The following is a 15542-nucleotide window of genomic DNA, read 5'->3' on the forward strand; positions in this document are numbered from 1 at the left end:
TTTGAGGCAGCTTGTAGAAGCTGCCTTTTTTTTGTCCAAAATTTTACTTCTTTCTGAAGTAATAACTTTTTCGCTCCTCTTTACAGTCAAAGGTAAATACTTCTGCTTCTTCCGAATAGAACACGGACAGTAAGCCAATATCGCCCGCGCAGAACAAACTGTGGATACACATGATGAGAGTAAACACATAAGCCAGCGGATGGTTAAAAAAGATAATAACTCCGGCAACAGTGATTAGTTTTACTACAACCAATGGAGCAAGCGCAACAAAGGTAAACTGCCTGCGGTTAAAAACATGGCGGTCGGCTTCGGCGTAAAAGATAAACTTTTTAAAATAGGCTCCGTACCGCACACTTTTAGCACCGGTAAGTTTTATGGCAATACCATGCAACAGCTCGTGAATGATGACCAGCACGGTTACACAAAAAACAACAGTCCCTACACTGTGCCAAAGTGGTTCGCTGGTGCCTTTAAAACTTAAAATCACAGCGCGGGCAATAATGAATAAACCCAGCAGTATCATAACGGCCTGGTAGACCATGAATCCTTTAACCAGCCAACCACCTTTTTCCAGTTGCGAAAACACAAACGACTTAATCTCATCGTGTTTCGGTTCCGCCAGAAGTTCGTAATCGTCTCCGTTTTTTAATTCTTCTATCGATGGATTATTCCTTTTCATAACGAATGATCTGATACAGATCTTTTAAATTAAAGAGCCTGAACAATACAGCCAGAATTACTGAGCCTGCCAACATGGCAAGATAGCCGTAAAACCATTGGCCGGTTTGTTTTGAAATCAGCCCTGTAACAACCACTGCCCCGATAAAAAGAACCAACCTGATGATGTAAGAAAGCTGAGGTTTTATTTTAAAAATGAAAAGGGCAAGGCCGAGTTGGGTGAACCCGGTAAACAACTGGGTAGCTACATTTGCATAGGCCGACCCGTAGGCCATAAATCGCGGAATTAGCAGGAGGTTTAGCACAATGTTCAACACCATTCCGCAAAAAGCCATAATGTTAAGTTGTTTCATGCTGCCATTGGCGGTTAATAAAGTGCCAAAAATATAGGTGCAGGCAATGCCGATAAATCCGGTCATCAGAATTCCCAAAATGCCTGCTGAATGCTCAGTACTTGAAGTGTATAGTGCGCCCATTATCTCGTTATCGTAAAATATACTCGAAACAGCAATAATTATTGCCGGCACGATTAAAAGCGTAAAGGAAAGTTTCACCATCTGCCCGATATGTTCCTTTTGTTTGATCATTTTTGCAAAAATCGGCAACAGTAAGCCCGCAAACAGTAACCCAAACATTGATACGGCATCCAGCAACCGAAAGGACTGTGCATAAATACCGGCCTGCTCTTTTCCAATCGGATTTGGGAGCAGACGTTCCAGCAAAACAGAATCAATACGGTTGTAAAACGACATCAGCAAAATAAGGAGTGCATAAGGATATGATTTCCGGAGAAATACACGAAAGAAGGAAAGGTCGAACCGCATTTTTATGCGCCCCGATTTGGTCAGCACTACAACAAAAGTAGTTATCGCGGTTAGCACGTAGGCAATGGTTTGCACATATACATACCATTCGATTGAAAAACGGATACTTGTCCACGATGTGAAAAGTAAAATGCTACAAAGAATGAGCATAATACTCCGGTCTAAAACCGATATTAAACTGTCAGTCCGGAACAGGTGTAAAGCGCTGAGATTGGACCTTAAATAAAGTGTGAAAGAGATCAGAAACTGGTTGAAGATTAAAAAGAAAAGCAGCTGAAACTGAATGTTGTTGTACCCGATAATGGCGGCAATTCCTAAACAGAATAGGGCATAAACAACGGCCAAAATAATCTTCAATCCAATAATGTTGGAAAGGTGTTTTGGCAACAAAAAGTTATGCTGTGCAATGTTGCGGTTGTTGTAGTTGGTAATACCAACGTCGAGCAAAATATTAAGCAACATCGAGAAATTGAACAGCGCGAAATACAGGCCAAAAGTCTCGTCGCCAACCGAGTTTTGCACCGTCCTGTCGATACCAAAAATCCACATTGGTTTTATCAGCAGATTCAGGAAAAGTAATAATATCAGGTTGGTTACAAATTTGCGTTTCAAAACACCGTGTTTCTTGAATTGTATCTAGAATTTGAATACTTAAAAGTAACAAATATTTGAACAGACTTTGTACATTTACGAAAAATCGACAGCACTTATGGTTATTGCCGTAAATACTCGTTTATTAATAAAGGGGAAGCTTGAGGGAATAGGCTGGTTTACTTATGAAACGCTAAAACGGATGACGATCAATCATCCTGAGCATGAGTTTATTTTTATATTCGACAGGCCATACAGCAAGGATTATATTTTTGCCGAAAATGTTACTCCGGTAGTTATTGGGCCGCCAACACGCCATGCGTTTTTGTGGTACCTTTGGTTTGAATTCCGAATCCCGGCAATCCTGAAAAAATACAAAGCAGATCTTTTTCTGTCGCCCGACGGTTACCTGTCGCAACGCACCAAAGTGCCGCAGTTGGGTGTAATTCACGACATAAACTTTGTGCACCGACCTGATGATCTTCCCTGGCTGAAAGCAAAATACTACAATTATTATTTCCCAAAATTTGCCCGACTGGCGAAACGGATTGCCACGGTGTCGTTTTATTCGAAAGAAGATATTACGCGTTCGTTTAAAGTCGATTACGACAAAATTGATGTGGTTTACGACGGTATTAACCAGATTTTTGAGCCCCTATCTGAAAGCGAAAAAATGGAGGTGCGTAATATGTTTACAAATGGTGCAGAATATTTTCTGTTTGTTGGCGCTTTACATCCGCGAAAGAATGTTTGTGGCTTGCTAAAGGCTTTCGATGCGTTTAAAAGTGTGGTTAACACTACAACAAAACTGGTAATTGTTGGGGGAGAAATGCATAAAACAGGCGATATTTTTGAAACCTACGAAAATATGCGTCACAAAGATGATGTAGTGTTTACGGGGCGTGTAACAACGGCCGATTTGCACGACATCTTCGGGGCAGCACTGGCACTTACTTTTGTACCGTTTTTCGAAGGTTTTGGAATTCCGGTGGTGGAGGCCATGAGTGCTGGTGTTCCGGTAATATGCTCCAATACAACATCTATTCCCGAGGTTGGTGGCAATGCTGTAGTTTATGCCGATCCGCTAAAAATCGATCAGATAACCGATGCAATGATTAAGTTGCACGAAGATCCTGATTTGCGCACCAAGCTGGTGGAAAAAGGTTTTCAACAGAAAAATAAGTTTAGCTGGGACGAAACAGCACGTTTGCTTTGGATGAGTGTTGAAAAGAGTTTACAGTAACAGTTTTCAGTCGCAGTGAGCAGTTTAACAATTTGATAGTTTAGCAATTTAACAATTTGCCCGTTTTCATGGAGAAACAAAAACTACTTTCTTTTTACAACGAGAATACAATTGAAGCCGGTTGCGATGAGGCCGGACGAGGCTGCCTGGCCGGACCGGTATTTGCTGCAGCGGTAATTCTTCCGGCTAACTTTGAAAATGAACTGTTAAACGATTCAAAAAAACTAAGCGAAAAACAACGTTACCACTTACGTCCGCTGATTGAAGAACAGGCGCTGGCCTGGGCAGTGGTTGCGGTCGACAACAAGGAAATTGATGAGGTAAATATTCTGAATGCCTCTTTTTTAGCGATGAACAGGGCGGTAGAAAAGTTGGCAACTGTCCCTGAACATTTGCTGATAGATGGTAACCGCTTCCGTACAAAAAGCAAAATCCCATACACCTGCATGATAAAGGGCGATGGACGGTTTTATTCCATTGCCGCAGCATCAATCCTGGCCAAAACTTATCGCGACGATTACATGGCCGAAATCCACAAGGAGTATCCATATTACGATTGGGATAAGAACAAAGGTTACCCAACAAAAAAACACCGGGCGGCAATAAAAGAACACGGAGCCAGCAAATACCACCGAATGACATTTCGTTTGCTTGATGAACAACTGTCACTTGATTTATAGTCGATTGCAATACTTTTGCTTTGTCTAAGAAAGTGATAGTATGACTTTAAGTCATGCCATCACTAATCCTTAATTAGCAATTCTTTCGCCAACCTTAACGGTGGTTTCCATGCCTTTTTTTGTGTTTTCAATCAGGTCGGCATCAAATGTGATCGTTCCTTTTTCGAACAGCAAAATCAGTGTTGAGCCGCCAAAAGCAAAGTAGCCTTTTTCGTCTCCTTTATTCACCTTGCTGTTTGCGGTGTATGTTTGAATAATGCTTCCCACCATGGTGGCGCCAACATCCACGATTAGAATATCTCCACACTCTTCGGTTGAAAGCGTACAGTGTTCGCGTTTGTTTTGGCAGAAAATTTTCAGGCTGCCACGCAAGGCAAATGGCGAAACCGAAAAATAGTGGCCATTAATTTTATGCGATTCAGACGCTTTTCCCGATGCCGGGAAATGATAACGGTGATAATCGGCCGGGGCCAAACGAACAATGGCCATTGCACCTGCTTCGTATTTCTGTGCCAGACTTTCATCGCCAAGGAAAGTCTGCAGGTTAAATTCAGAACCCTTAATAAAAAACGACGGAATATCCTTCATCGCTTGAAAGGTCAGAATTTTACCATCTGCCGGAGAAACAACACCTTCTTCCAGAGGGCGGGCTTCCGGTTTTAGTTGGCGATAGAAAAAGTCATTAAAGCATCTGAAATGCTGAATATCGCTGATTTCGCATTCGTTTAAATTAATGCGGTGCTCGTTAACAAATTTCGGGATACGTTTAGCCGAAAGCCTGGAATTCATATACCAGCCGCCCATTGCCGAAACAATTTTGCGTTTAAACAACAGATTCAGGGCAGCTTTCCCGCTTCCCGATGCGTACAACCATTTCAGCATTCCTTCGCCGGGAACATTTTCGGTTTTAACTTCCCCGCTTGCTCTTTCTATATATTTTATGGTTTCCATTTTGTTATCCGGCTCCACTTCTTTTTGGCATGAAATAAAAGTAAAAAGAAGCAGGACCAAACTTAGACGTTTCATTTCAAATTATTCCGGTTTATAACCTTCGTCAACTAAAAGATTCGGCTTCATCGATGCTTCAACGGCCAGTTCGTCGCAACGTTCGTTAAGTGGGTTGTTGGCATGGCCTTTCACCCAAACAAATTTAACTACATGCTTTTTGTAGATTTCGAGAAAACGCATCCAAAGGTCGGGATTTTTTTTGCCTTTAAAACGTTTCTTCACCCAATTAAACACCCATCCTTTTTCAACCGCGTCGGCAACATATTTCGAGTCGGTGTAAACGGTAACATCGCAGCCTTCAATCTTCAGCGATTCCAATGCTACAATTACCGCCAGCAACTCCATCCGGTTATTGGTGGTATGTTTAAACCCTTCCGAAAGTTCTTTGCGGTGAGGACCGGAAAGCATCACAATTCCGTAGCCTCCGTTTCCCGGATTTCCGCGTGCTGCACCATCGGTATATATTGTAATTTTTGGACGAGCCATTTTATTTATAGTAGTGAGATTAAAAGTACAAAGTAGTGAGTATTCTTTTTAATAAACAAACTTTGTTTTTGTTTGTCTCATTGCTCAATACTCATAATCTCATATCTGATAAACAAAAAACCCCGCCAAAATTGACGAGGTTTTCGTTGGATATCTTGAATTCGCTTAGCGAATAATTGTCATTTCATCGATCAGGTTTTGAGCGCCGGCATAGATGTCAACTACCCAAAGTACAAAACGGATGTCAACGTTAATACAACGTTGCAGGTTTTCTTCAAAATCAAGGTCGCCACTCATAGCTTCCCAGTTTCCGTCGAAAGCAATACCGATCAGCTCGCCTTTTCCGTTAATAACAGGACTTCCCGAGTTTCCGCCAGTGATGTCGTTATCGGTGATAAAACAAGAACGAAGTTTACCATCTTCGTCAGCATACTGACCAAAGTTTTCATCCAACAACAGTTCTTTCATTCGTTTTGGAACGTCGAATTCGTAATCGCCCGGAATTTCTTTTTCCAGGTAACCATCAGTTGTTGTGTAGTATTTGTACGTTACGCCATCGCGCGGATCGTATGGCATTACGGTTCCGTAAGTTAAACGCATGGTTGAGTTGGCATCCGGGTAGAATTTCTTGTCAGGCTGCATTTCCATCAAACCGGCAACAAACAACCTTCTTCCTTTTAGCAGCTTTTCGTCACCTTCTCTTAAACTCATCGATGTGGCGCGGTACATATCAAAAATGTCAACAGCTGCCTGGAAAACCATGTCTTTCTGCAGTGTTTTTAACGAAGGATTTTCGAGGAAAGCAGTTAACTCTTCCTGGTTGTCGAAAATCGATTTTTTAAACATTTTTTCGGTGTACTTAGCGTAATCACCTTTGTATTTGTTCTGAATTTCAGCAAAGAAAGACGGGTAATAGCTTGACGAAATGTTTTCGGCATAAATTTTCATCAGTGCAGCAACAATTTTTTCGTCGGTAGCAGCATCGTAATCTTTGTAGAATCCGTCCAGGTTTTCTTTAAGTCGGCCGGCAAAAGCTTCAATTTTGTCTTTGTTTTCTTCCGGTTTCTCTAACAGATCGGCCAATTGGCTGGTGCTGTAAGCGAACATAAAAATCTCCGGTCCGCGTAACAATGCCTCGGCAGCAAATTCCATTGCTTTTTCTGCCTCTACATTTTCGTACGATCCTTCAATTAATGGAAGTGCTTCTCCGTATTTTGCTTTTCTGTCGGCATTGGCATTTACCCAATTGGTAAATTCTTTTTCCAATTCCTGTTTTTGTGCAATAATGCCCAGTTTTGTCAATGCTTCGTTTTGGCCAATTGCATTTTTGTAGTAGTTGGCGCTGCGTGCGTGTTTCGATGCATACTGGATTTTTGCTTTTTGGCTGGTAGCCATATAGTTGGCAATTATGTCCAGTTTTTTCTCACGAACCAATATACGGGCAGTGTTTGTTACTTTCATGGTGTAGTCAATTCCCCACGATGTTTTGTAACGGTTGGTGCTTCCAGGGTAGCCAAATACCATAGCAAAGTCGCCTTCGTCAACACCTTTAAGCGAAATTGGCAGGTGGTGTTTTGGCTGGTAAGGCACATTGTCTTCCGAGTATTCTGCAGGAGTTCCGTCGGGAGCGCAGTACACGCGGAACATCGAAAAATCGTTGGTATGGCGTGGCCACATCCAGTTGTCGGTGTCGCCACCAAATTTACCCAATGCTTGCGGAGGTGCTCCTACCAAACGAACATCTTTAAATGTTTCGGTAATAAACAGGAAGTATTGATTGGCTTTAAAAAAGTCTCTGATGTAAACTTCGTAGTGCGAGTCGCCTTTTGCTTCTCTTTCCAGCTGACGAACTACCTGGTCGATTTTGTCGTTTCTTTCGCTTTCGCTCATTTCGTCGGTAATGTCGGCCAAAACCTTAGCCGTTACATCTTCAACCGAAATAAGGAAAGTAACTGTTTTGCCCGGGTTCGGAAGTTCTTCTTCTTTTGAACGGGCCCAAAAACCATCCTGCAGATAATCGTGTTCAACACTCGAATGTTGCTGAATTTCGCCAAAACCACAGTGGTGGTTGGTTAAAAGCAAACCGTCTTTTGAAATTACTTCAGCAGTACACGATCCGCGGTCGAGTGCAACAATCGCATCTTTAAGGCTCGATTGATTGATGCTGTATATATCTTCAGCACTCAATTCGCAGCCCATATCTTGCATGGTTTTAATGTTCAGTTTGTGAATAAGTGAAGGAAGCCACATTCCTTCTTTTGCAACTGCCGAGCCAATCATGAAGATCGATAAAAGCAGAATAAGATTAAATTTTCTCATCATGTTATTAATTGTTCTTTTCAAAAAATTTGTGCAAATATAGTTTTTCAAAATACTTGTTAACGTGATTTAAATCTCTTTAACAGAAAGACCACACAGATTAATGCAATTCAGTAATCCGAAGCAGTAGTTTTAACTTTCCTGTAAATTTTGGTCCGGTTTTGACATTTGTATTTGAAATGCTGTTTGAATTACATGAATTGCACTATATTGAAATTAAAAACTTGTTATGAGCCGATTTGCCAGAATTATTATGTGGGTTTTGTTGTGGGGAGCGTTGTTTGTTGCCGTTGCGTACTTTTTACCCAAAACAGTAGTAGTTGAGCGGAGTGCCGATATTCAGGCCCCTGCAAAAACCGTGTATGCACAACTAATTGATTTGCACCAGTGGGATAATTGGTCGCCATGGAAACGAATGGGCGAAAATATGAGTGTAGAATACATTAACCACGGAGTAGGTGTTGGTGGAGGTTATATTCTGAGAAATGAAACCAAAGAAGGCAGTGGTGCAACCATTGAAATTATTGAGGCGGTCCCCTTAAGCAAAGTAACCGTTTCGCTCGATTTTATGGAGCGGGGAGAAGCTTTAAGCAGTTTTTCGTTAGCAGATAAAAACGAAGGAACCACCGTAAACTGGACACTAACATATGATGTTGGTAATAACCCTTTTGCACGTTGGATCGGGCTGCTGATGAATAAAAGTATGGCAACCGATTTTGACAATGGACTGGTTAAATTAAAAGCACTTTGCCAGGTGATTGAGAAGGAGAACGAACAAGTAATACTGCTTGACGAAGTACCGGAAATGAAATATGCCGGCATTCGTGCAACCTTACCTTTTATTGAAGTTAGCCGCGATATGAGCGAAATGTACAGCGAAATAAGCAGTTTTCTGGCGCAAAAGGAAATTGAAATGGCCGGAATGCCTTTTGCCCTGTACCACCTGATGGATGAAGAAAATATAGACCTTGAATGTTGTATCCCGATTGACGCTGACGTTGAAGGAAACAAGCTTGTAAAAGTGGCTGTTTTCCCCGCAACAACCTGTGCCTGCCTCGATTTTTATGGCGATTACAGCAATTTGCAGGAAGGACATGAAGCTGTGCAAAAGTGGTTAGAAGCACATGGTTTTAACCTGGCAAGTGCACCCCTGGAAATATACCTTACAGATCCGCAGCAGGAACCTGATCCGGCAAAATGGATCACCCGAATTTGCTATCCTGTTGAACAATAGACAAAACCTAATTTCTTTTAGTTCTAAATCAATTGGTTAAAAATACCTAAACGGCAGGGCTATGTCTCAATTCTTACTAAATTTGTAGCCTTAAAAATTTTTTGGGGAGTGGAAGAGAAGAAGTTTTTTGATAAACTAAAAAATCAATACCGGTTAATTATTTACAACGATACCACGTTTCAGTCGGTGTGGAGCATGAAGCTTTCGCGGCTGAAAGTGTTTACTGTAACCAGTTTAACATCGGCAGTTTTGGTAATACTCGTAATTTTGCTGATTGCAACTACCGGCTTACGCGAATATATTCCGGGTTACCCAAAAGCAGAGTACCGGCAAATGTTGGTGCGTAATGCTTTGGTTGTTGATTCACTGGAACAGGAATTGGCAAAACGCGATCAGTTTTTTAAGGGTATTCAGGCCATAATGTCGGGCGAAGTACCGGAGGATGATCAAATGACCGCAGCCGATATTGAGACAGACGAGGTAGAATTTAAGCAGTACAATCACGATTCTGTTTTTCAGGATAAATTGCTGGCCGAACAGTTGAGTCTATCCATTCGAAACAATAATACCGATGTTACACAACTCAGCCAGGTACACTTTTTTGTGCCGGTAAAAGGTGTTGTATCGCAACATTTTAAAAATACACCCGATCATTTTGGTGTTGATTTGGTGAGTGAGCCCAATGCCCGTATTTCGTCGGTGTTAGACGGAACGGTGATCTTTGCCGGCTGGACACTCGAAACAGGTTATGTAGCCTACATTCAGCACGAAGCCAATTTGGTTTCGGTGTATAAACACAATGCCGAATTATTGAAGAAAACCGGACAGACAGTAAAAGCCGGGGAGGCCGTTGCCATTATCGGAAATACAGGAGAATTATCAAGTGGGCCGCACCTGCATTTTGAGTTGTGGCACGATGGAACCGCACTTGATCCGGAACAGTACATTGACTTTTAAGATGAAGAAGAAAATAGCAATTCTTGGATCTACCGGATCCATAGGAACCCAGGCGCTTGAGGTGATTGAGCAAAATCCTGAATTGTTTGAAGTTGAGGTTTTAACAGCGAATAACAGCGTGGAGCTGCTCATTCAGCAGGCAAAAAAATTTCAGCCCAATGTGGTGGTTATCGCCAACAAGGACAACTACCGGCTGGTTTCTGGCGCTCTTGAGGATGAAGATATAAAAGTTTATGCCGGAGAAGAAGCATTAAACCAGGTGGCGGAAATGGATACCATTGATATGGTACTAACGGCCATGGTGGGTTATTCGGGATTGCTTCCAACCTATAATGCGGTTAAGGCGGGAAAACCAATTGCGTTGGCAAATAAAGAAACGCTGGTTGTTGCCGGCGAGATCATAACAAAAGCTGCCCGCGAAAAACAGGTTGACCTGCTGCCGGTTGATTCCGAGCATTCAGCCATCTTCCAGTGTTTGGTTGGCGAGTTTATGAATCCGATTGAAAAAATTTACCTTACTTGCTCCGGAGGGCCGTTTCGTGGTAAAACACTCGCTGAATTACAACATGTTACGGTTGATGATGCCCTGGCGCACCCCAACTGGGATATGGGCGCAAAAATCACTATCGATTCGGCCACGCTGATGAACAAAGGTTTCGAGGTAATTGAGGCACACTGGCTTTTTGGTTTGCCGGCTTCAAAAATCGATGTTATTGTTCATCCCGAGTCCATCATTCATTCCATCGTTCAGTTTGAAGATGGTTCGATGAAAGCACAAATGGGACTGCCCGACATGAAGTTACCCATACAATATGCCATGGGATTTCCGAACCGAATTAAAAATAACTTCCCGCGGTTCAACTTTTTAGATTACCCGTCTTTGCATTTTGAGCAGCCAAATACAGAAATTTTTCGTAACCTTGCACTCGCTTTTGCGGCAATGGAGAAAGGCGGAAATATGCCCTGTATTTTGAATGCTGCAAACGAAATTGTTGTTGAGGCATTTTTGAAACGAAAAATCAGCTTTTTACAAATGCCCGAAATAATAGAACAAGCCATGAACAAGGTTGATTTTGTAAATCAGCCAACACTCAATGATTTAATTGAGACCAACAACGAAACAAGAACAGTGGCACAGTTGTTAACAGAAAACAAAATTTAGAAGGAATTTAATGGAGTCGATATTAATTAAAACAGCACAATTACTCTTAAGTCTGTCAATATTAGTGGTTTTGCACGAGGCCGGCCACTTTATGTTTGCCCGTTTATTTAAAACCCGGGTAGAAAAATTTTACCTCTTTTTTAATCCGTGGTTCTCGCTTTTTAAAATAAAGAAGGGCGAAACCGAATACGGAATTGGGTGGTTACCCCTTGGTGGTTATGTGAAAATTTCGGGGATGATCGATGAGTCGATGGACAAAGAAGCGATGAAACTACCACCACAACCCTATGAATTTAGGGCAAAACCGGCCTGGCAGCGTTTGCTTATTATGGTGGGTGGTGTGTTAATGAATTTCCTGTTTGCAATCGTAATCTACATTGGAGTACTTTATGCATGGGGTCAACAATACCTGCCAACCGAGAATGTAAAATACGGCATTGTTGTTAACGAAACCGGCGAGCAGATTGGTTTTAGAACCGGCGATAAAATTCTTACCGTTGACAATGAATACATCGAGCAATTCAGCAAAATTGTACCAACCATTGTTTTAGATGGAGCAAAAACCGTTCAGGTAGAGCGCAACGGACAGAAAGTGGATGTGGAGATCACAGGAGAGGATCTGGCGCTATTGCTAAAGAGTAAAGGTATTTGGGAAGAGCGTGTTCCATACGATATTCAGATCGGACGTTTGGCAAAAGATTTACCCGCACAACAGGCCGGTCTCCAGATTGGCGATATTTTGGGAAATGTTGATGGACGATCGTTTGAGTATTACGATCAGTTTACCAACTACCTGGAATCAAAGAAAGGTGAGGAAATTGCTATCGATATTACCCGCGATGGTCAGGAAATGACTAAAACGCTGACAGTGAACGAAGACGGGAAAATGGGCTTTAATGCTGCCTTTAATAATCCTGAAGATATGTTCGAGTTCAAAACCATAAAATATGGTTTTCTTGAATCAATTCCTGCAGGTATCGATCGTGGTGTTCAAACTACCGGTAATTATCTGAAGCAGTTTAAGTTGTTTTTCAAAAAAGAAACAAAAGCATACGAGTCGCTGGGTGGATTTGCAACCATCGGTAACATCTTTTCATCTTCCTGGGACTGGGCACATTTCTGGGATATGACAGCCTTTATTTCTATTATTTTGGCCATTATGAACCTTTTGCCAATTCCTGCATTGGATGGCGGACACGTAATGTTCTTGTTTGGCGAAATGATTACCGGACGAAAGCCCGGAGAAAAATTCCTTGAGTATGCACAAATTGCCGGAATGGTATTACTTTTGGCTTTGGTACTTTATGCTAATGCCAACGATATAATTAAAATGATTAACGGTACATTTTAATGAAAAAAAACTATTTTTGTTGTTGAACCAATTAACTTATTAGTATATGAATTTATTTGTAGTTGCAGGATTTATCGGACCTCAGGAAATAATAATCATCTTAATTATTGTTTTACTTCTGTTTGGTGGTCGTAAAATTCCGGAATTGATGAAAGGGCTGGGAAAAGGAATGAAGGAATTTAAACAAGCCACAAAAGAGGACGATGCTGAGGATACAAAACCGGAAAGCGAAAAAATCGACAAGTAATTAATATCGAAATAGATATTCAAATCCCGTTCTGTAGCTCAGATACGGGATTTTTTGTATTTCATCCAATAGCCTTTTATTGCACCATGTTGTAGGTTAACAGTCTGGTAAGGTTTTTGTTATTTATGTTAGAAATCCAAAAAACTGATTATATGAAACGTATTAGCCACCTTGTTTTTCTGGTACTCGTTGCCGCAATTTTTGCCGGCTGCGATTCCGATTCAACTGTTATGTACAAAAATATTACCGGGAAAGCCGGTGAAATGGTTGTAGTAATATCTAAAGATTCGTGGAATGGTAAACCCGGAGAAGTTCTTCGCGAAACACTTGCGCAACCGCATGCAGGCTTGCCGCAGGAAGAGCCGCTTTTCGATTTGATTAACGTTCCGCACGAAGCTTTTAAAGATATTTTCAGATCGACCCGAAACGTTGTACAAACTACTATTTCTACCAATGTTGATGAGAGTGGAATTAAATTCACCGACGATGTGTGGGCTTATCCGCAGGCAACCATACAAATTCGTGCAAAAAATGCCGACGAGTTTGAAAAGATCTTCAACGAAAACAAGGACAGAATACTCTCCTATTTTGTGCAGGCCGAGAAAGAGCGTATAACAATGAATTATAAAAACACCTACGAAAAGGCCGTATTTAATACGCTGAATACCGAGTTTAATGCAACCATGAAAGTGCCACCGGGTTTCCGGATCATGGAAAAGAAGAAGGATTTTTTGTGGGTACAGTTCGATTCGCCTGAAATTACACAGGGAATTGTGATTTATTCGTATCCGTACGTTTCCGATAGCGCTTTTACCGTTGATTACCAGTTGCCAATTCGCGACAGCTTACTAAAAAGATACGTTCCGGGCCCAACCGACGGAAGTTATATGTCGACAGAAAAACGCATCGACCAGATCAATAATGTAATTAAGCACAATGGAAATTACGCATCCGAAATGCGCGGTTTATGGCGTGTTGAGAATGATTTTATGGGTGGTCCTTACGTGGCTCTTTCGGAGTTAGACGCATCGAACCAGCGTGTATTAAACGCATTTGGTTTTGTATATGCTCCGGGTAAAGATAAACGCAACCTGTTACGCCAGGTGGAGGCAATGATTTATTCGTTAAAGCTAAATAACCAGGCTGATAACGATAAATTAAATCAGCAGGATATTGAAATTCAGGTGGAAGGATAGTCGAAAATTAAGATAGAAACTATAGTTTTTCAGCGGAGTAATAACTTTCATCCCCTTCTTTTCCACTTCAAAGGGGAATTCTTATATAACCACTTACGAGGAATATTGTCAATCCTCCTTTTAAAGGAGGTGGCTGACGAAGGAAGCCGGAGGATGTTTTAGAAAGACTGTAATTGAGCAATACTTTTTAAAAAAGCAGGCTGGAAATCGATTTCCAGCCTGCTTTTTTTATATCATCATTTCTGCTTAAAAAGCAGCTTTAACAATCTCACTTACATTATCCGAAATTCCATAAGTATAAATGTGTAACGATGGAACGTTGTGCGCAACCAAATCCTTCGATTGGTAAATGGCCCACTCTGTTCCTACACGGCGTGCGTCATCGTTGTTTTTGCACTTTGTCAACTCTTTTGACAACTCCTGAGGCAGGTCGATGCTAAAGATTTTTGGAAGCACCGTCAGCTGGTTTTTCAGGTTGATAGGCTTAATACCCGGAATAATCGGAACAGTAATTCCCATTGCACGGCATCTGTCCACAAAATCGTAGTATACTTGGTTGTCGAAAAACATTTGGGTTACAATGTAATCGGCTCCTTCGTCTACCTTTTGTTTCAGGTAAGCCATGTCTTGCTCCATGTTCGGCGCTTCAAAATGCTTCTCCGGATAACCGGCAACACCAATACAAAAATCAAGTGGTTTATTGTTCTTCAGGTCCGCATCCAGGTAAATACCTTTTCCAAGATCTTTAATTTGTTTAACCAATTCGTTGGCATTTGAGTGGCCATTCTCGGTGGGTTGAAAAACATGTTGGTTTTTTAACCCGTCGCCGCGCAACGCCAGAACGTTATTAATTCCCAAAAAGTTAAGATCGATAAGTACGTGTTCTGTTTCACTCTTTGTAAAACCGCCGCATAAAATATGCGGAACCACCGGAATGCCATATTTGTGCTGAATATCGGCAGCAATAGCAACTGTTCCCGGGCGTTTGCGTACTGTTTGTTTCACAATGCTTCCATCGGCGAGTTCTTTAAATTCAATCTCGTCGCGGTGGGTAGTAATGTTAATGTATTTCGGATCGAACTCGGTTAAGCTTTCAATCGTTTTATGCAGGCGCGAAACATCGTTGCCCTTTAATGGCGGCAACAGTTCAAAAGAAAAAACGGTTTTCTTTGCCTGATTTATGGTGTCTATAACTTTCATGTGATTTTAGTCTGTTTTGCTGATGCAAATTTATCAATTTCGTACCTGATCGTCTGAATAAACTTCAAATTGAAAAATAAATGACGGTTTTTTAAAATGAACACAGGTTTTTACTTATAATTCAGGTTTGTTGGCAAGAACTTCTCAACAAATTCTACCGATACATTTTTACGTTTCGCATAATCCTCAACCTGGTCTTTTCCCACTTTTTCGAGACTGAAATAGCGCGATTCAGGATGCACGAAGTACTGTCCAGAAACCGATGCATTCGGATACATTGCAAAATGCTCGGTAAGCGAAATGCCAATCTTCTCAGCATCTAACAGTTGAAACAGATTCTCTTTTTCAGCGTGTTCCGGACAAGCC

At 41.5% G+C, this 15542-nt stretch carries 15 protein-coding genes; 8 read left to right on the forward strand and 7 right to left on the reverse strand.

Translation table 11 applies throughout. The features are described from left to right. Positions 1–43: 43 nt before the first annotated feature. Together ABZB17_RS03895 and ABZB17_RS03900 are read right to left on the reverse strand one after the other, a co-directional pair. The gene (locus ABZB17_RS03895) at positions 44–679 is read right to left on the reverse strand and encodes a DUF3267 domain-containing protein (protein WP_372648188.1); all 636 of its coding nucleotides are present in this window, start codon (positions 677–679) and stop codon (positions 44–46) included. Then, entirely contained in the window at positions 666–2114 is a 1449-nt protein-coding gene (locus ABZB17_RS03900; RefSeq protein WP_372648189.1) for an oligosaccharide flippase family protein, read from the reverse strand. Before ABZB17_RS03900 ends, ABZB17_RS03895 begins: the two co-directional genes overlap by 14 nt. 97 nt (positions 2115–2211) lie before the next feature. Between ABZB17_RS03900 and ABZB17_RS03905 the strand changes: the two genes are divergently transcribed. Beyond that, positions 2212–3336 carry a glycosyltransferase family 4 protein gene (locus ABZB17_RS03905; RefSeq protein WP_372648190.1) on the forward strand — a complete coding sequence of 375 codons (1125 nt, stop codon included), beginning with the start codon at positions 2212–2214 and terminating at the stop codon, positions 3334–3336. 68 nt (positions 3337–3404) lie between these two features. Then, complete coding sequence (locus tag ABZB17_RS03910) at positions 3405–4016, forward strand: ribonuclease HII (protein WP_372648192.1); 612 nt, start codon at positions 3405–3407, stop codon at positions 4014–4016. Between the two features lie 69 nt (positions 4017–4085). On the opposite strand, the gene ABZB17_RS03915 is transcribed toward ABZB17_RS03910, so the two are convergent. From ABZB17_RS03915 to ABZB17_RS03925, 3 genes are all read right to left on the reverse strand, one after another. Next, a complete protein-coding gene (locus ABZB17_RS03915; protein WP_372648193.1) occupies positions 4086–5042 on the reverse strand; it encodes a phosphatidylserine decarboxylase in 957 nt (318 codons plus the stop codon). Between the two features lie 6 nt (positions 5043–5048). Then, positions 5049–5510, reverse strand: coding sequence for a ribonuclease HI (gene rnhA, locus ABZB17_RS03920; RefSeq protein WP_372648195.1), 462 nt, complete (start codon positions 5508–5510; stop codon positions 5049–5051). Between the two features lie 165 nt (positions 5511–5675). Beyond that, the gene (locus ABZB17_RS03925; RefSeq protein ID WP_372648196.1) at positions 5676–7829 is read right to left on the reverse strand and encodes a S46 family peptidase; all 2154 of its coding nucleotides are present in this window, start codon (positions 7827–7829) and stop codon (positions 5676–5678) included. A gap of 229 nt (positions 7830–8058) precedes the next feature. On the opposite strand from ABZB17_RS03925, the gene ABZB17_RS03930 reads away from it, so the two are divergent. From ABZB17_RS03930 to ABZB17_RS03955, 6 genes are all read left to right on the forward strand, one after another. Then, positions 8059–9063, forward strand: a complete 1005-nt coding sequence (locus tag ABZB17_RS03930; RefSeq protein ID WP_372648197.1) for a GyrI-like domain-containing protein — start codon at positions 8059–8061, stop codon at positions 9061–9063. 108 nt (positions 9064–9171) lie between these two features. Continuing rightward, a complete protein-coding gene (locus ABZB17_RS03935) occupies positions 9172–10020 on the forward strand; it encodes a M23 family metallopeptidase (protein WP_052670985.1) in 849 nt (282 codons plus the stop codon). Position 10021: 1 nt separating this feature from the next. Then, positions 10022–11182, forward strand: a complete 1161-nt coding sequence (locus ABZB17_RS03940; protein ID WP_372648198.1) for a 1-deoxy-D-xylulose-5-phosphate reductoisomerase — start codon at positions 10022–10024, stop codon at positions 11180–11182. A 10-nt stretch (positions 11183–11192) separates the two neighbouring features. Further along, the gene (gene rseP / locus ABZB17_RS03945; protein ID WP_372648199.1) at positions 11193–12533 is read left to right on the forward strand and encodes an RIP metalloprotease RseP; all 1341 of its coding nucleotides are present in this window, start codon (positions 11193–11195) and stop codon (positions 12531–12533) included. Positions 12534–12579: 46 nt separating this feature from the next. Further along, the gene (tatA, locus tag ABZB17_RS03950; RefSeq protein WP_045031189.1) at positions 12580–12780 is read left to right on the forward strand and encodes a twin-arginine translocase TatA/TatE family subunit; all 201 of its coding nucleotides are present in this window, start codon (positions 12580–12582) and stop codon (positions 12778–12780) included. A gap of 152 nt (positions 12781–12932) precedes the next feature. Beyond that, complete coding sequence (locus tag ABZB17_RS03955; RefSeq protein ID WP_372648200.1) at positions 12933–13976, forward strand: DUF4837 family protein; 1044 nt, start codon at positions 12933–12935, stop codon at positions 13974–13976. 246 nt (positions 13977–14222) lie between these two features. On the opposite strand, the gene metF is transcribed toward ABZB17_RS03955, so the two are convergent. Together metF and ABZB17_RS03965 are read right to left on the reverse strand one after the other, a co-directional pair. Next, the gene (gene metF / locus ABZB17_RS03960) at positions 14223–15176 is read right to left on the reverse strand and encodes a methylenetetrahydrofolate reductase [NAD(P)H] (protein ID WP_372648201.1); all 954 of its coding nucleotides are present in this window, start codon (positions 15174–15176) and stop codon (positions 14223–14225) included. Positions 15177–15286: 110 nt separating this feature from the next. After that, on the reverse strand, positions 15287–15542 hold a 256-nt coding region (locus tag ABZB17_RS03965; RefSeq protein WP_372648202.1), incomplete at its 5' end, for a vitamin B12 dependent-methionine synthase activation domain-containing protein.

Source organism: Draconibacterium sp. (assembly GCF_041583095.1).
GTDB lineage: Bacteria > Bacteroidota > Bacteroidia > Bacteroidales > Prolixibacteraceae > Draconibacterium.